Source organism: Bradyrhizobium sp. BLXBL-01, from assembly GCF_051853025.1.
GTDB lineage: Bacteria > Pseudomonadota > Alphaproteobacteria > Rhizobiales > Xanthobacteraceae > Bradyrhizobium.
Map to the genome: position 1 here is coordinate 4423990 of NZ_CP182471.1, position 17478 is coordinate 4441467.

At 63.9% G+C, this 17478-nt stretch carries 13 protein-coding genes; 7 read left to right on the forward strand and 6 right to left on the reverse strand.

Annotated features, from left to right (window positions below; translation table 11 throughout):
* Positions 1 to 132: 132 nt before the first annotated feature.
* Positions 133 to 3939: a YhdP family protein gene (locus tag ACNJYA_RS20600; RefSeq protein WP_439400639.1), complete on the reverse strand. Its 3807-nt coding sequence runs from the start codon at positions 3937 to 3939 to the stop codon at positions 133 to 135.
* Positions 3940 to 4134: 195 nt separating this feature from the next.
* On the opposite strand from ACNJYA_RS20600, the gene ACNJYA_RS20605 reads away from it, so the two are divergent.
* From ACNJYA_RS20605 to ACNJYA_RS20625, 5 genes are all read left to right on the forward strand, one after another.
* Positions 4135 to 4848: a peroxiredoxin gene (locus ACNJYA_RS20605; protein ID WP_439403457.1), complete on the forward strand. Its 714-nt coding sequence runs from the start codon at positions 4135 to 4137 to the stop codon at positions 4846 to 4848.
* Between the two features lie 111 nt (positions 4849 to 4959).
* Positions 4960 to 6315, forward strand: a complete 1356-nt coding sequence (locus ACNJYA_RS20610) for a peptidoglycan DD-metalloendopeptidase family protein (protein ID WP_439400640.1) — start codon at positions 4960 to 4962, stop codon at positions 6313 to 6315.
* 266 nt (positions 6316 to 6581) lie between these two features.
* Positions 6582 to 6908 carry an ArsR/SmtB family transcription factor gene (locus ACNJYA_RS20615; protein ID WP_439400641.1) on the forward strand — a complete coding sequence of 109 codons (327 nt, stop codon included), beginning with the start codon at positions 6582 to 6584 and terminating at the stop codon, positions 6906 to 6908.
* An 82-nt stretch (positions 6909 to 6990) separates the two neighbouring features.
* Positions 6991 to 8187: an MFS transporter gene (locus tag ACNJYA_RS20620; protein WP_439400642.1), complete on the forward strand. Its 1197-nt coding sequence runs from the start codon at positions 6991 to 6993 to the stop codon at positions 8185 to 8187.
* The gene (locus tag ACNJYA_RS20625; RefSeq protein ID WP_439400643.1) at positions 8184 to 8726 is read left to right on the forward strand and encodes a hypothetical protein; all 543 of its coding nucleotides are present in this window, start codon (positions 8184 to 8186) and stop codon (positions 8724 to 8726) included. The genes ACNJYA_RS20620 and ACNJYA_RS20625 overlap by 4 nt, the downstream gene beginning before the upstream one ends.
* Before the next feature lie 375 nt (positions 8727 to 9101).
* Here the strand turns inward: ACNJYA_RS20625 and ACNJYA_RS20630 are convergent, their stop codons facing one another.
* Positions 9102 to 9542, reverse strand: a complete 441-nt coding sequence (locus ACNJYA_RS20630; RefSeq protein ID WP_439400644.1) for a hypothetical protein — start codon at positions 9540 to 9542, stop codon at positions 9102 to 9104.
* A gap of 359 nt (positions 9543 to 9901) precedes the next feature.
* Here ACNJYA_RS20630 and ACNJYA_RS20635 point away from each other — a divergent pair, with 359 nt between their 5' ends.
* On the forward strand, positions 9902 to 10315 hold the full coding sequence (locus ACNJYA_RS20635) for a hypothetical protein (protein ID WP_439400645.1): 414 nt from the start codon (positions 9902 to 9904) through the stop codon (positions 10313 to 10315).
* A 15-nt stretch (positions 10316 to 10330) separates the two neighbouring features.
* Entirely contained in the window at positions 10331 to 10990 is a 660-nt protein-coding gene (locus tag ACNJYA_RS20640; RefSeq protein WP_439400646.1) for an SOS response-associated peptidase, read from the forward strand.
* A 148-nt stretch (positions 10991 to 11138) separates the two neighbouring features.
* Here ACNJYA_RS20640 and ACNJYA_RS20645 read toward each other — a convergent pair whose 3' ends face one another.
* From ACNJYA_RS20645 to ACNJYA_RS20660, 4 genes are all read right to left on the reverse strand, one after another.
* A complete protein-coding gene (locus ACNJYA_RS20645; RefSeq protein ID WP_439400647.1) occupies positions 11139 to 12398 on the reverse strand; it encodes a flavin-containing monooxygenase in 1260 nt (419 codons plus the stop codon).
* Between the two features lie 243 nt (positions 12399 to 12641).
* Complete coding sequence (locus ACNJYA_RS20650; RefSeq protein ID WP_439400648.1) at positions 12642 to 13520, reverse strand: NAD(P)-dependent oxidoreductase; 879 nt, start codon at positions 13518 to 13520, stop codon at positions 12642 to 12644.
* 2 nt (positions 13521 to 13522) lie between these two features.
* A protein-coding gene (gene prfB / locus ACNJYA_RS20655) for a peptide chain release factor 2 (RefSeq protein WP_260383522.1) occupies positions 13523 to 14654 on the reverse strand; the annotation gives its coding sequence in 2 pieces (ribosomal slippage) (positions 13523 to 14584 and positions 14586 to 14654; 1131 coding nt in all).
* A 169-nt stretch (positions 14655 to 14823) separates the two neighbouring features.
* The gene (locus ACNJYA_RS20660) at positions 14824 to 17331 is read right to left on the reverse strand and encodes a penicillin-binding protein 1A (RefSeq protein WP_172788668.1); all 2508 of its coding nucleotides are present in this window, start codon (positions 17329 to 17331) and stop codon (positions 14824 to 14826) included.
* Between the last annotated feature and the right edge of the window lie 147 nt (positions 17332 to 17478).

Here is a 17478-nt window from a genome sequence, read left to right on the forward strand (position 1 = left end):
AAAGCGTCGCGACATTCGTCATGGCCGGGCTCGTCCCGGCCATCCACGTGTTGGCCACGCGGCACGAAGAACGTGGATGCCCGGGACAAGCCTGGACAAGCCCGGGCATGACGGCCTGATTGATATTCGCTACTACCGCCGCGCGACGGTGCACCCGCTCGACAGCTGGCGCGTCGATCCGGTCGAGCCGTCGTTTGACTGCGACGGGAATTCCTCGAACGGCGAGTTCTGCTTGCCGGTGTTGAACTCGAAGATCTTGCGGAACAGGCCCGGCGCCATCGCCGAGATCGGATTGACGCGCATCACGGGCGCGGCCGGCGTACCGACGACCTCGTAGGTCACGCCGATCAGCCCCTCATTGTTGCCGCCGCCGAGAAAGATGCCGAACAGCGGGATCTGGCCGAAGATGTTGTTGACGCCATACATCGGCACGAAGGTGCCGCTCATGCACACCTGGTTGCCGGGATAGTCGATCGAGCCCTCGATGGTGGCGCCGATCATCGGCCCCTTGACCACACCGTCGCGGATCGTGAGCGCGCCGTTCTGCCGGGTGAACTCGGCGCGCAGCGCGCTGAAGGAGACGCCATTCCCGGTGCCGTTGGGGGCGCCGGCGGCCACGCGCTCGAGCTGCGCCTCGCCCTTCACGGTGAAGTCGCGCACGTTGATGAGTCCCTCGCGCGCCGTGTTCGGCTCGGAAGACGGCGGCTCCATCGCCACCACCATCTGGCCGCCGACCGCTTTGGTGTAGGTGTCGGTGAAGCGCAGCAGCGCGCCCGCGTCATTGGTCTGCAGGTAGATCACCTCGCGGTTGCCCTGGGCGCGGCCGCCGCGCAGATCTGCCGCGACAGGCGTGTCACGGCCGATCTTGCCGCTCAGCGTGAGCGCCTTGATGGCCCCGTTGCGCTTCGACATCTTGGCGTCGACGCTGCGCATGGCCTCGCCGTTGAAGCCCGCGACGGCACCGAGCTTCACGTCGATGTCGAAATCGAGGTTCTTCAACTTGTTCTTGTCGTCCTTGGAATTGCCCGAGATCGCCGACTTCAAAAAGCCGCGGCCGTCGAACACGTCGCCGCGCATGGTGCCGCGCACCACACCGTCCTGGCTGCGCTCCACTCTGAGCGAGGCCTTGTCGCCGTCGGACGGCGCGTAGGTCGGAAAGTTCGCGTTTACGAGATCGCCGTTCGCGTCGAGCTCGAGCGAGCCCTTGATCGAAGCGCCGCCACCGTCGATGACGATGTCCTCGAAACGCGTCGATTGCGCCGTCGGCACCACCTTGAAGCTGGCCTTGCCGGACTTGCCCGGCAGCTTGACCCAGCCGGGCAGGATGTTGTCGAGCCTGACCGAGGTCAGGTCGGCCTCGACGCCGAGCTTCGTCGTCTGATCCGCACCGCTCGCGATCTTGCCCGACAGCTTGATCGGCAACGATCCGCTGACGGCGGGGCTGAGATCGAAGCCGAGCCGCGAGCGGCTGGCATCGTCCAGCGTCGCCTGCAACCTGACGTCCGCGTCGCCCTCGGCCGGCTTGCGATAATCGAGCGAGGCCGCCTGACCGTTGATCTTGACGTCGCCCTTGACCTGGTAGCCCTGGTTGTTGGCCGATATCTTGAGGTTGTTGGCTTCCAGCTTCTGGTTCATCACCAGCTTGTCGGCGGCAAAGCCGTTGAGATCGGCGGTGACCGCATAGGTGGTGTCGGCCTTGGTCAATTCGCCCTTGACCGGCATGCCGAGCTGGATGTTCGCCGCGAATGTTCCCTTGCTGGTGTTGGGATCGACGACGGTCGCCGACAGGTCGCTCAGCCGATCATTGGCGAGCATTTCAGCGGCCGCAGGCACCGGGCCCTCGACACGGAATCTGCTCCGCGACGGCGACGGCTTGGGCGCCATGTCGGGCACTTCGAACACGAAGTCGGAGATGGTGACCTTGCGGCCCGCGGGCGTATCGGCAATGCCCTGCCCGATGTTGACGGTCGCGGTGCGCCCGGTCACACGCGCCTTCAGATCCGCATCGCGCACCACCGGCATGCCATCCACGGGCCGGACCGCAACGCCGCTCGCCACGATATTGACCGACAGGCCGTCGTCCGGAATGGGTGGGCCCTTGCGCGGCAGGTTCCTGGTCGGCGAGTTGACGCCGATCTCGATGCGCTGAAGCGTTCCGCGCTCGATCCTCTCGATCACCCATTCACGCAATTCGGGGACGATCAGCGTCGGCCACATCCGCTTCAGGGCGGAGGCCGACATCGGCGTGCCCGCAAAACCGAGGGTCAGCCGCGGCTCGCCCGAATAATCGAGCGCGCCGGTGCCGGCGACGCCGATCTCGCCGTTGGAGACGTCGGCCTGCGTCAGCAGGATGCGCTTGTGGTCGGTGTCGAAGCGGAAGCCGATCGCAATGCGGTTGAAGACGAGTGGCGGCTCGTTGTCGATGCCGCCGAGCAGGATCGAACCGCCGCTGAAGCCGAGCTGCCAGTCATTGGTGGTGCCGTTGGGCGGCTCCAGGTGCGCCAGCAGCGTCAGGCGGTTCGCGCCGGAGAGAATCTTGAACGGCGCGACCAGCACCCGCCGGTTCGCATCCCACTCGACATTGATCTCGGCCGAGTCGATCGCCATCGGGTAGTCGGGCGTGTCGGTGTCGATGATGTTGCCGGCGCCGACCGCGATCTTGCCGCGGAAGAAGGTCGGCACGCCGTCGCGGCCGAGCTCGCCCTTGAGCTCGCCCGTCAGCGGCAGGTCGGCGGTATAGGTGAGATCCTTCACCCGCAGCGCCAGCAGGATGTTGGAGGTCGAGACCTTGTCGGCCTTGATGTCGACCGAGCGCACGCCGTTCTCGGCCGGGCCGATCGTGGCGCGCAGCATCCACGGGCGCGCGCCCTCCTCGCCGAGGCTGAGCGCGACGCCGCCGCGGCTCGGCCGGCGCAGGCTGAGCGTGATGTTCTCGAACGACCATTTGCTGCCGCGCTGCTGATCGTCGACGACCAGGACGCCGTTCTTCAGACCGATCTCGTTGAGGTTCTGGCCGTCGAGGCCCGTCATGCTCAGGCTGTCGAGCCAGTCGAGGCCCTGAAGGATGCCGCTCTGCGCGGTCGCCTGCGGTGCGGCCTGCGAGGCGTCCGGGTTCGCAGGCGCGGTCGCGAATGGCGGCGGAGGGACGCCGCTGCGCGGGAATGTCGGCGGCAGGCCCGCGTCCTTCTTGGACGCGACACCGGTCGCCAGCGGCTTTGCGGTGTCGCCGGCGGACACGGTGACGGTGCCGTCTGGCGCAATGCGGATGGCGAGCTCGGCATCGACCAGGTTGAGGCTCTCGGCCCGCAGGTGCCCCATCAGGAGGGCCGCACCCGACAGCTTCACCTCGGCCTTCGGCGCGCTGGCGACGACGGCATGATCGCGGTCGCGAACGATGATGTCTCGGATGCGCACGGCGATGCGGACCCGCCCGGCACGCTCGATCTGCGTGCCGCCGACCTCGACCGTGTTGCCATGGCCGATATTGTCCTCGATCGCGGCTGCGAGCCAGGGCGTTGCGATGTCCAGGTTGATGGGACCGGCGCCGAGCCGCCACCACAGCGCACCGAAACAGCCGACGAAAATGACGATGATGGTGGCGATGACCACGGCCGTGCGCTTCAGCCAGCGCCCCCCACCCGCCCGGCGGCGCAACGCGCCGAATCCGTCACCGATGCGGAGGAAGCCCGAACCGGAACGCGCCAGCAGCCGGCGTGCGCGATGGCCCGCCGCCGCTTCCTGATCCGGATCCCAGTCGGCGTCGTCCCATTCCTGCGGCTCAACTTGGCCGCCGCGCCGATCAAGATCCCGGTTGTAGTCCTGGGGCGACGTATTCCTTGCCATTGCTTCTCGATACAGGCGCCCGTCATAGGATTGAGCGCCGCCGGGACCGCAGCCGTTCGCGGGAAGTGACGCTCCCTGCGCCGGCACTGCCGCCATACCTCGAATATTCCTGCTGTTCGTCATTTCGCCCCGGGAGCGCGTTCAACGAGCAGTGGGGTGGTGCGTGGAATTCCTTGTAACCATACTCCGGCGTCGTCAGACTTGCCCAGCCAAGGGCGCGATTCCGGCTCGCCAGACAAGAGCTGCAATACCGCTTCGGTTGACCTGCCGAAAGCGTCGAAAGGAAGGCGTATGTCCAAGAAATCCCGAAAGAAATCGTCCAAAACGCCCTCCGGCAGTCCGGCCGCCAAAAAGAAGACCGCAAAAACGCGGGCATCTCTTCAAACAAGGTCCGCGAAAACGCAGCGGACACCGGCACGCAAATCAGCCGCGACCATAGCAAAAGCAGCATCACATAAGGCCGCATCGAAACAGTTAAAATCCTCCAAATCGGCCTCCTCTCCGGCTGCGGCCAAGTCCGGCTTGAAGTCCGGCTTGAAGTCCGGCTTGGCCGAGGGCCAGAAGGCCCCCGCCTTCCGCCTGCCGCGCGATGGCGGCGACGTGGTCACGCTGGCGGATTATGCCGGGCAGAAGCTGGTCCTGTTCTTCTACCCGCGGGCCGACACGCCCGGCTGCACCAGAGAGGCGATCGACTTCACCCGCCTGGCCGACGCCTTCGCCGCCGCCGGCACCGCGGTGCTCGGCATCTCCGCCGATCCGTTAAAGGCCCAGGAGAAGTTCCGCGACAAGCACAAGCTCGGCATTCCCCTCATCTCGGACGAGACGCACGAAACGCTGGAGGCCTTTGGCGCCTGGGGCGAAAAGTCCATGTATGGCAAGAGCTTCCTTGGGATTCTTCGCACCACGATCCTGGTCGGGACCGACGGCAAGGTCGCGCGGATCTGGCGCAACGTCCGGGTCGACGGCCATGCCGACCAGGTGCTGGAGGCGGCAAGGAGCCTTTAACCAATCCTTTAAATTCGCGCGTTCCCATTTGCGGAAAATTAACCATGACCGGCCCAGATTGCTGCGGCAATTGAGCCGCAAGGAACCCATCCGACCGGCGCGGGAGTGCCGATGTCGAAAAGTTCTGCCCAATACTCGCAGTACCCCCAACATCATCCCCACGACCACGGACGGGCCTTCCAGCGTCGCCTGGGTGTCCCGGCGCCGGCAACCGCGATTCCCCTGCCCGCCCCCGACGATGCCTACACCATCGTTCATGCCGGCAAGCAGGTCCGCTTCGGGCCCGTGGTGTTCTGGATCGTGGTCGGCACCGTGGTGCTGCTCGGGCTGTGGTCGGCTGCCACTGCCACCTATTTCGCGTTCCGTGACGACGTCCTCACGAGGCTGATCGCCCGCCAGGCCGAGATGCAATACGCCTATGAGGACCGCATCGCCGAGCTGCGCGCCAAGGTCGACCGCACCACCAGCCGCCAGTTGCTCGACCAGGAACAGTTCGACCAGAAGCTCGACCAGATCATGAAGCGCCAGACGGCGCTGGAGTCCCGGGCCACGGCGCTCGGCGCCATGCCCGACGTGACCGGCTCTATACCCCGCGCCGCCCCGCAGCGGAGCGATTCAAGCCCGAGCACGCCCAAACCGTCGCCGATCAGCGACACCGTGATCTTCGTGGCGCCGCCGGATCGCGAAGCGCGCCTGGAATCGCGCGCGCCGAGCGTCGTGGCAGCGCCGACCAGCCAATTCGCCAAGAATCAGGGTTTCGACAACGTGCTGGTCCGGCTCACGACCTCGCTTGATCAGGTCGAGCGGCGCCAGATGGCGACGCTCAGCGCTGTCGAAGAGAGCATGGATTCGCGCATGCGCCGGATGCGCAGCGTGGTCAGCGATCTCGGCCTGAACCTTTCCCATCTCGAAGCCGCCGTGCCGCGCAGTGCGATGGGCGGACCGTTCGTCCCCGTCAAGTTGACGGCGAATGCCGGACCGTTCGAGAAGCAGCTCTATCGCATCCACACCACGCGCGCCGAGATGGACCGTCTCAACCGCACGCTGGCGCTGGTGCCCTACCGCAAGCCCGTCATCGGCGAGGTCGAGTTCACCTCGGGCTTCGGCGTGCGCAGCGATCCTTTCCTGGGTCGGCCCGCGATGCACACCGGCCTCGATTTCCGCGCCGCCAGCGGCGACCCCGTCCGCGTCACGGCCTACGGCAAGGTGGTTTCCGCCGGCTGGTCCGGCGGCTATGGCCGCATGGTGGAGGTCGATCACGGCAACGGGCTTTCGACCCGCTACGGCCATCTCTCCGAGATCAACGTCAAGGTCGGCGAGGTCGTGAAGATCGGCCAGGTCATCGGTCTCGTCGGTTCGACCGGCCGCTCCACCGGTCCGCACCTGCACTATGAGACCCGCATCGAAGGCGAAGCGGTCGATCCGCAGAAATTCCTGCGCGCCGGCGTGCGGCTCAGCGCGGGCTAGGTCCGCGCGGCCGGTTGTTTACTGACTCCGCTGGTGGCCGACCTCTCCGGTGATGACGTTTGAGATAGTCGGGTCTGCCCCTGATAGCCGACATATCCTCGGCCGCGGGACGCGGCAGCCATGGGCCAACAGCCGACATCTATTTGCTCTTAACTGCCATCGCCGGGGAAGTGGTGGTTGTTACCCTTGAATACTCGATGAGACTCAGAAAACCATAAAACTAGGATTATAGTTGTAATGTTTTTGAGGTTGCGGTATGTGGAAGCATGAACCGCAAGATCGCTGCGCGCTGCTTGGCCGAATTGGGCAACTTGACCCGCCTGGACATTTATCGGCTGCTGGTTCGGGCCGGGCCGCCCGGCCTTAACATCACCGATATCCAGACCCGTCTCGACGTACCGGCCTCCACGCTTGCCTTCCATCTACGCGGGCTGGTCGGCGCGGGCCTGGTTGCCCAGGAAAGAAATGGGCGCACGGTTATCTGCCGCGCTCAATACGATCGTATGGACGGAGTCATCGAGTTCTTGCGCGAACATTGCTGCGAGGGATTTGAGGGTGATTTGGCGGCAGCCGCCACGCGCCGGGCGAGTTGATCACTTGCGAATGGTGGGTCCCCGAACGTCGGCTTTCCATTATGGCTGGGTCGTATTGGGGGCCGGCACCTTCGGCTCGTTCATGACGCTGCCCGGCCAGACGGCAGGCGTTTCAGTTTTCTTCGACCCCATCACTGCCGATCTTGGCATCTCACGCACATCGGCCTCGATTGCTTATGCGGTTGGAACGCTCGCGGGAATCCTGCCGGCACCCGTGATCGGCCGCTGGATCGACCGGCGTGGGCCTCGCCTGACGGCGACCATAATCGCCGGTGGCCTCGCCCTGGCCTGCGTTTTCATGGCGACCGTTCAATCCGCAATGATGCTGCTCGTGGGCTTCGCGCTGTTGCGTGGCACCGCGATCGGCGGCCTTAGCCTTGTCAGCCAGCAGGTCGTCAATCTGTGGTTTGTGCGTCGGCGGGGGATTGCCGCTGCGGCGGCAAGTCTCGGGCTCGCGGCCGGTTCTTTGATCTTCCCGAAGCTGTTCGATGGATTCATCTCGCACTACGGCTGGCGGGGCGCCTATCTTGCCGTTGCCGGTCTCGTCGCCCTCACCATTCTGCCGGTCGCTGCCGCGCTGTTTCGTGATCGGCCGGAAAAGTTCGGCCTCAGCACGGACGCCGGGTTGGCGCCTGCCGCAAAAGAGCTACGGGAGGAGCCATCGTTTACACGCGAGCAAGCGCTACGTACCGGCGTCTTCTGGCTGCTCTGCGCTACAGGCTTTCTGACCAACGCCATCGGCACCGCGCTCTTGCTCAATCACTTTTCAATCATGGAGACGGCCGGGATCGCATACGGCGACGCATTGCTGTTGCTATCGCTGCTTGCCGGCGTTCAGGCCGTTGCTACGCTCGGCACCGGATTTCTAGTGGATCGGTATGAACCCCGGCACCTGGTCCCGCTTGCGATGTTCATGCTTGCGCTGGCGTCAGCTCTCCCGGCGTTTGGAAGTGGAATCGCCGTCAGCGTGCTGTATGCGCTGAGTCTGGGCGGAGCGTACGGCTCGCAGCAAGCTATCAACGCCGCCGGCTACGCGCAGTATTTCGGGCGCGACCATCTTGGCGCGATCAGGGGAGTGTCGTTCGTCTTCGGCATTTCCGGCGCCGCATTCGGGCCGCTGCCGTTCGCGGCAAGCGTCGATTGGACGGGGAGCTATGCCGCCGTCCTCGCTGGCTGCTGTGTGCTTTGCGTCGTGTGCGCCGCCGCAGCATCTGCCGTCAAACGCCCGTCCTCGTCAGCGAAGTCGATGGTCAATTGCAAGCTGGAACTGGCGCCATGACCGGCGGTGAAACGACCATTGTGGCGGGCATTGAAATTCCATCGACCGATCCCGTGTTTCTCGCGGTGGTTCTCGGAGTGCATATCCCATTGGGTATCGCCTGTGTTGCGATCGGAGCGATCGCAATGCTGAGCGAGAAGCGTCGCGGACGCCATTCGAAGTTCGGAACGAACTATTTCTGGTGCCTGCTGGGGCTCAGCGCTTCCGCGACGTTCCTGTCGCTTATGCGCTGGGACGAAAACTATCACTTGTTCATTCTCGGGGCGTTGTCGTTCGCTTGCGCCTGGCTCGGGCGCTCAGCGCTCCGGCATCGATGGCGGAACTGGGTCAGGCTTCATATCGCGGGGATGGGCCTGTCGTATGTCCTAATGCTGGTTGCCTTTTACGTCGACAATGGAAAGCAGTTGCCGCTTTGGAAGGAGCTGCCTCATTTCATGTACTGGTTGATACCTTTGGCAGTTGGTATCCCGCTCATCGTTCGCGCACTTCTGAGGCCGCCGTTGGCGCCAGTCCGTCATGATTTCCACTTGATGCGATAGTCTTCGATTGCACGCCGTCGAGCCCTACCGCAGCGGTTCGTGACTGCGGCGTATTGGGGTCTTTCAAGTCCGCTACGGGTCAGAAGGCGAAATGCTCTGGCCCTTAGAACATGTCCACTCGGCCCCCAGCAGCCGACATTGGCTGTCAAAAGCCCGCGGCATCCCGCGGGCTTGAGCTTCAAGAGTTCGATACGCGGGTCAATCGCCGAATATTGCGCTGATCCTCGGCCTCCGGTGAGACCGGCTTGGTTGGCGAGGCGTCCACCAGCGCCGGACTCTCAGGCTTGCAAGCAAGTGCGTCGGCGATCCATCGCGGCCATTCGGGTTTCGGCCCTGGCTCAACCCGCGTTTGAAGCAACTGCTGAAGTATATCGCTCATGCCTGCTCCTGCGACTCCAGCCAAAGCTCTTCATAATCGGCATCCTCATCGCGCACCCCGCCGAGGCTGCCAAGGACACTGATCGGTGCTCGCACGCTCTCCTCGATATGTGCCTCCATCGTCACGTCGTCGCCGGGATGCACGATCACCCGTTCGATGCGGTGCACGAACCTTATGGGGTTCTCGTCTTCGCTCGCAATCGGCTGCAAGGGCTTGCCCCATCCCCGATCGAGAATGGCGTTGGCGGCCATCACACGGGCATGGGCGGGAGCGTCCTTGTTGCGCACGATCTGCACGAGGGTCTTGATGGCGACATTCGTGTGCGTCCGCGCCAAGGATTTGATCTCGGTTAGCGTGCGCTGCTTCAGAGCGCGGCGAGCCGCCGCCCTCGCGAGAGCATTCTGGGAAAGAAGACTGTATTTCGCTGCTTCGGTCATTTGGAAAATCCGTCTGAAAACTCACTCCGGTTAATCTTGGATCGAGACGCAAAAAACCCGCGGCGGAAGAACCGGCGCGGGCGCAAAACAAACTCGTCTCGATGATGCTATTCTGCCAGTGTTTTGCCCGACGGGTCAATGCCAATCGGCTCCTGCAAGCGACTTCTTGCTCTACCAGTGGATTGGACGGGCTGAGGCTAGCCGGCAACCGAATGTCCATAAAGGCACCGGCCGACAGTTGGTGAGCATCTGACAGCCTTGTTGTCCACAGCCACGAGAAGCAGTAGCTCGCCGGCACCCTCGCCTACTAGGAATCGATAATTTGCCAAACCCTGCCGGCTCATGCCTTTGATGACCGGATGTCCACGAAGTCGCGCCAATATCTCTTCGGCACTCGGATCAAGATGGCAGCCGAGCGCGCCAGGGAGGCGCGCAAGGAAGCTGACAAGCTCGCCTGCGTGGCGTGGAACAGCCGCATGCTCGGTTACAAGGGACCCGCGCAGCCCTCGCCGACCATCGGCGATGCAATCAATGGAGGGTACCCATATCTCGAGGTCCGCTGTCATGGCTGCGATACCAATCAGACCATAGCGCTCGAGATCATTCGGCGGCCAAAAACGACTCCGATCCACGAACTCGAACGCTACATGCGCTGCAAGGACTGTTCGCAAGTGCGGGGCCGTCCCTACAAGCGCAGCGAGCTCGTGGCACTGCGGCCAACAAAGATTTCAGCCAGCCAACCGCCTACGACCTGGTGGCCGGGCGAGCGATGAGAGACGATCCCACTCATGTGCAATCTGTATTCGATCACCACCAATCAGGCGGCCATCGCCGACCTCTTCCGCATCGTCCGCCGCTACGAGGGCAACTTGCCGCCGATGCCCGGCGTCTTTCCGGACTACCCCGCCCCGGTCATTCGCGATGCCGGCGGCGAGCGCGAGCTGGTGATGATGCGCTGGGGCATGCCGCCTCCTCCCCGCACCGGCGGGCCGCCCGTCACGAACATCCGCAACACCTCGTCGCCGCATTGGCGCGCCTGGCTCAAGCCCGAGCACCGCTGCCTCGTACCGTCCAATAGCTTTGCCGAGTATGCGCCCGAGCCGAACCCGGAGACGAAAAAGAAGGATGTTGTTTGGTTCGCGCTTGCGGAGGCGCGCCCACTTTACGCGTTCGCCGGCATCTGGACCACGTTCAACGGCGAGCGCGGCACGAAGTCCAAACCCGTTCCGGGGCCGCATCAGGTCTATGGGTTTCTCACGACGAGCCCGAACGCGGTTGTTGAACCGATCCATCCCAAGGCTATGCCAGTGATCCTGACGACCGCGGAGGAATGGGACGTCTGGCTGCGGGCCCCTTGGGATGAAGCTAAGGCGTTGCAGCGGCCGCTTGGAGACAACATATTGAAAATCGTGGCGCGAGGGGCTGAAAAGGAAGACGTGATCGCCTAGCGCCAGATGATACCATTCTGCCGGTGTTTTGCCCGACGCGTCAAACGATGGTTAGCGAATGTACTTACAAGATCCACTACGTCCGCTTATCTCCCATGAGCGGCGTGGAAGCTGACGTCTCGTGAGGTCCGAGAAGGGCCAGAAGCGGTCATTGCACGTCGGCTCTTATACCGCTCGCGGGGGATCGCCTGCGTTCCTCAATATGATCTGCGAGAAACTCGGCGTCTTCGCCGACCCCCCAAAGAAATCCCGATTTTATCTTGTGCATGCGATGCAGGCCGAGAAAGTAAAGTCCAGGCACGCTCGTGACACCACGTTGTTGACGTGGAGCACCACGCGCGTCGAGTACATCGCAATCGATCCAACTGAAATCGTAGCCGTAGCCCAACGCCCAGATCACCGTACTGATATTAGCATCACGCAGATCGAGCGATTCAATTTCGGCGAGACGCGCCCGCCTTGCGCTAAGAATTTCGTCGTACTCCCCACCAGGGGGAGCATCAATACCCTTGGCGGCTATGTAGGCGTCAATGGTGGAGAGCCATTGCCGAAAGGTTTCATCTCCGACCTCAAGGTTGGCGTTAAGGTCCGTCGCGAGCAAAATTTGATTTTCGCGGATGTCTTTGAGGCTGCCGAGCAGCCTCGCGCCACGTTGCGCCAACTCGTACAGATCAACGGTTTTTCCACCCTTGTAACCGGTGACCAACGGGCCGCGAAAACCGGGAGGTATCATGTCCGTCGTTCGATTGGTGGCGCCGGTGTCTTCGTTCCACCAGCCTGAATCGCGTCCGCGGTAGCGTCGCGGTTGACGCCGATGGCCACGCAGGGCGTAGTACACATTTCTGCCTTCGAGCAGCAGATCTTCGACGATCTGACAGCCGGACGCACCGGAGCCGACGACCAGCACGCCGCCAGGAGGAAGCTCGGATGGGCGTGTGTAGCGGCTCGCTGTAACCTGACAAATTCCGGCGGGCAAATGAGCGGCGCACTGCGGCACGGTCGGAACTTGGTATGGTCCGGTTGCGACGACCACATTGCGAGCCGCGATTGAAGTGGTCCCCGCCTGCACCAGCAAGCGCCCATCTTCGGTTTGACGTACACCGGTGACGTTGACGCCGCATCGCACCGGCGCCGCGATCCGCGCACCGTAATCTGCGATGAAGCGAACGACGTCATCACGCCGGCTAAAGCCGTCAGGGTCATCTCCTGCATAAGCGTGCCCCGGAAGCCGCATCATCCCGTTGGGGAACTGAAAGTACAGCGAATCCCAGCGCTCGCTGCGCCAACGCTCGGCGACCCGGCCACGCTCAAAGATGATGTGCTCGCGCCCGCGTTGGGCAAGATGATGGCTGACAGCAAGACCGGCTTGGCCACCACCAATAACAATGGTCTCGACCGATTCGGGCATTGCAGACCCCTGATTGCGCAGGTCAATGGTCCTTAACACTCCCGTCTACGTCCATTGTTTGTCAAGGACTTGGTACACAGATCGGTCTGACGCGGGATTGTCGCACCGCTAGTGCCCTGATCGTCGGCTCACGGCGGGACAAGCGGTCGAGCAATAGTCCGCTTCGGGTCCAGAAGCCAAACAGCTTTCATGGTCGGAGACTTCCGCTTTGCATCGCTAAGCAGAAGTTTGTGAGTACACGTCCTACCGCTGCTTCGGCCGCGACACCAGTTCGATCATCTTGCCTTCATCCTCATCCGGCATCACCGCCTTCGCCTGCGCGTAGGCCTCGACCGCAGCGCGCGCGACCAGCGGCTTGCCCGCGAGCAAGCTCTCCGCGAGCTTGACCGCGTAGGCGGCATCCTTGTGCCGCAGCGCTGCGGTGAAGGTCGCGCCGCTGAAATCGCGGGCGACCATGCGCTTGGAGTGACGCTGCACCTGCGGGCTTGCGGCGACGCCGGCCTGGATCGACTCCAGCACCAGGTTCATGTCGAGCCCGGCCTGCTCGGCCATCGCAAGGCCCTCGGCGAGGCCGGCGATCTGGATCGCGCCCATGAGATTGTTGATGAGCTTGTAGACCGTGCCGGAGCCGACCGCGCCGAAATGGCGGATGGTCGAGCCGATCGGTTCGAGATAGGGCTGCGCGCGCTCGAGATCGGCCGCATCGGCGCCGACCAGAAGCGTCAGCTTTCCGGCCGCCGCCGCGTCCGGCAATCCGGTCACGGGGCAATCGATATAGATCAGCCCGCGCGCGTTGAGCTCGCGGCCCATCTCGCGGGCATGGTCATAGGAGACGGTGGAGCATTCGATCGCGATGGTGCCGGCCTTCGCCGTCTTGGCCGCTCCTTGCGGCCCGAGCCAGACCGCGCGCGAAGCCTCGTCGTCGGCGACCATGGTCACGACCGCGTCGGCATCGATCGCGGCGTCCTCCGGCGAGGTCGCCCAAATCGCGCCGCGCGCGATCAGGTCCGCGGCCTTTGTCTTGCTGCGATTCCAGACCGTCACCGTGAAGCCGGCATCGAGATAGCGGCCGGCCATGCCGTGGCCCATCCGCCCAAGCCCGATGAAGGCGACGCGCGGCATGGCTAGTCCACGTCCTCGATGTCGCCACTCGTGGTGCCGAAGGCGCGCTGCGCCAGCGTCGCGGCCATGAACTCGTCGAGCTCGCCGTTGAGCACGCCCGAAGTGTCGGAGGTCTGCACGCCCGTGCGCAGATCCTTCACCATCTGATAGGGCTGCAGCACGTAGGAGCGGATCTGGTGGCCCCAGCCGATATCGGTCTTGGCGGCCTGGTCGGCGGCAGCCTTCTCCTCGCGCTTTTTCAGCTCGATCTCGTAGAGACGCGCGCGCAGCATGTCCCAGGCCTGCGCCCGGTTCTTGTGCTGGGAGCGGCCGGCCTGGCAGACCACGGCGACGCCGGTCGGGATATGCGTCAGGCGCACCGCGGATTCGGTCTTGTTGACGTGCTGGCCGCCGGCACCGCCCGAGCGCATGGTGTCGACGCGGACGTCGGATTCCTTGATGTCGATCTTGATGCTGTCGTCGATGACGGGGAACACCTGCACGCTCGAGAACGAGGTGTGTCGCCGTGCGTTGGAATCGAACGGCGAGATGCGCACCAGGCGATGCACGCCGGCTTCGGTCTTCAGCCAGCCATAGGCGTTGTGTCCGGAAACCTGGATGGTCGCCGACTTGATGCCGGCCTCTTCGCCTTCGGACTCTTCGAGGTACTCGACCTTGAAGCCATGCGTTTCGGCCCAGCGCGTGTACATGCGCAGGAGCATCTGCGCCCAGTCCTGGCTCTCGGTGCCGCCGGCGCCGGCATGGACTTCGAGATAGGAATCGAAGCGGTCGGCTTCGCCCGACAGCAGCGCCTCGAGCTCGCGCCGCGCCACTTCCTTCTTGAGGTTCTTCAGCGCAGCTTCAGCTTCGGCAACGACACCGTCATCGCCCTCGGCCTCGCCGAGCTCGATCATGCCGATGTCGTCTTCGAGCTCCTGCTCGACCTTGCCGATGCCCGACAGCGCATCCTCCAGCGAGGTGCGCTCCTGCATCAGCTTCTGGGCTTTCTGCGGGTCGTTCCAGAGATTGGGATCTTCTGCGAGCTTGTTCAGCTCGGCGAGGCGCGCCGTCGATTTCTCGACGTCAAAGATGCCTCCTCAGCAGCCCGACTGACTGCTTGATCTCTTCTACCAACCGTTCGATTTCGGCGCGCATGTTGTTCTCTGGTCTAGCGCATGATCCGGGAAAGTGTGCAGCGCTTTCCCGAAAGCATCATGCGCAAACAAAAATCTGACGCGATGCAGTTCATCTCACCGCGCTGGGGATGTAACGGCGGCGGCGCGAAAGCGCAACCGCCCCCCTCGTCCGTATCCGGCGTTATCCGCTACCACAGCCCGCCGGTGCCCGGCCGCATGAGGAAACCGGAATCCGGCTGCTGTTGCGAGGCCGGCATGCCGCCGCGCCCGTCGGCATCGGCAACGCCGATGACGGAGTAATTATCCGGCGGCGCCGTGCCCGGCTTGAAGGCTTCGAGGATGATTCCGCCGGTCTCGCCGGGGCCGGCACGCATGCCGGTCTTGGCGACGACGCGGACGAGCTTGATGCCGGCCGGCACCTTGAACGGAACGGCGGGCTTGTCGGCGAGCGCGAGCTTGAGGAAATCGCGCGCGATCGGAGCGGCCAGATGGCCACCGGTTGCGGCGTTGCCTTTGCCGAGCGGACGCGGCTTGTCGTAGCCCATGTAGATGGCGACCGCGACGTCGGGCGAGAAGCCGACGAACCAGGCGTCCTTGGCTTCGTTGGTGGTGCCGGTCTTGCCGGCGACGGGCTTGCCGACTTCCTTGATCACGGTCGCGGTGCCGGCCTGGACCACGCCTTCCATCAGCTCGGTGATCTGATAGGCGGTCATGGAATCCAGCACCTGCTCGCGGCGGTCGATCAGCTGCGGCTCGGACTGGTTCTTCCAGCCGCCGGGCGCGTCGCAGCCGCGGCATTCGCGCTGGTCGTGCTTGAAGATGGTGCGCCCGTAGCGGTCCTGGATACGGTCGATCAGCGTCGGCTTCACGCGACGGCCGCCATTGGCGAGCATCGAGTACGCCGTGACCATGCGCATCGCCGTCGTCTCGCCGGCGCCGAGCGCGTAGGAGAGATAGTTCGGCAGCTCGTCATAGACGCCGAAGCGGCGGGCATATTCGCCGATCAGCGGCATGCCGATGTCCTGCGCGAGGCGCACCGTCACCGTGTTGAGCGACTGCCGCAGCGCATTGCGCAGCGTCACCGGTCCCTGGAATTTGCCGGAGGAGAAGTTTTCAGGCCGCCACACGCCGGCACCCTGGCCCTGGTCGATTTCGATCGGTGCGTCGAGCACGACGGTCGAGGGCGTATAGCCGTTGTCGAGCGCGGCCGAATAGACGATGGGCTTGAACGACGAACCCGGCTGCCGGTAGGCCTGCGTGGCGCGATTGAACTGGCTCTGGTCGAACGAGAAACCGCCGACCATCGCGAGCACGCGGCCGGTCCAGGGATCCATCACCACCATCGCGCCCGAGACTTCCGGGATCTGGCGAAGACGGTACTGGCCCTCGACCGGCTGCCCCTCCTTGGAATAGAGCGGATCGGCATAGATCACGTCGCCGGGCGCAAGCACCTGCGCGACCGAGGTCGGCGTCTTGCCCTTGGCGTTGCCTTGCGCGGCCCTCGCCCAACGCACGCCGTCGAGCGTGACGATGCCGGTCTCGCGCTGCTTGCTGACGGCGCCGCCAAGCTCCCGGCTCGGCTGGAAGCCGATGCGCGCCGACTGGTCGCTGGTCTCCAGCACCACCGCCATGCGCCACGGTGAGATGTCGGACAGCGACTTGATCTCGGCGAGCTTCACGCCCCAGTCGCCCGAAATATCGAGCTTGCTGATGGCGCCGCGATAACCCTGCTGCTCGTCATAGTTGACGAGACCGGTGACCATGGCCTTGCGCGCCATGACCTGGATCTTCGGATTGAGCGTGGTGCGAACCGACAGGCCGCCCTCGTAGAGCTTCTTCTCGCCGTAGCGCTCGAAAATGTCGCGGCGGACTTCCTCGGCGAAATATTCGCCGGCGAAGGTGTGGGCGCCGTTGGAGCGGCTGGTGACGGCGAGCGGCTCCTTGCGCGCCTTGTCGGCGTCGGCCTGCTTGATCCAGCCGTTCTCCACCAGACGGTCGATCACGTAATTGCGGCGCTCGATGGCGCGGTCGCGGTTGCGGACCGGATGCAGCGTCGCCGGCATCTTCGGCAGCGCCGCCAGATAGGACGCTTCCGCCACCGTCAGCTCGTTCACCGACTTGTCGAAATAGACCAGCGAGGCCGCCGCGATGCCGTAGGCGCCGAGGCCGAGATAGATCTCGTTGAGATACAATTCGAGGATCTTGTCCTTCGAATAGGTCTTCTCGATGCGCATCGCCAGCAAGGCTTCCTTGATCTTGCGGGCGAAGGAGACCTCGTTGGTGAGCAGGAAGTTCTTGGCGACCTGCTGGGTGATCGTGGACGCACCCTGCGGACGCCGGTTGGAGCCGTAATTCTGGAGATAGAGCAGGCCTGCGCGTGCCATGCCGGTGTAGTCGATGCCGCCATGCTCGTAGAAATTCTTGTCCTCGGCCGCGAGGAACGCGTTGATGACGAGCTTTGGCACTGCCTGGATCGGTAGATACAGCCGTCGCTCCTTGGCGTATTCGCCGACCAGCGAACCGTCGACCGCGTGCACGCGCGTCATCACCGGCGGCTCGTAATCCTGAAGCTGAGAGTAGTCCGGCAAGTCCTTGGAGAAATGCCAGATCAGGCCTGCCACGGCCCCGACACCGACAAGGAACACCACTGTTCCCGCGGCGAACAGGAAGCCCATGAACCGCACCAGCAAGCGCATTATCTGTTTATCCGTTCAAACTCTGGATCAGCCCAGTATTCAGCCCATGGGACCTAAAAACTGGCACCCCAAAACTGGCGCCAACCTCACATCGCGAATTCACCGGCTTACGCAATCACATCAAGGCCGGACTTAAGACGCTTGCCG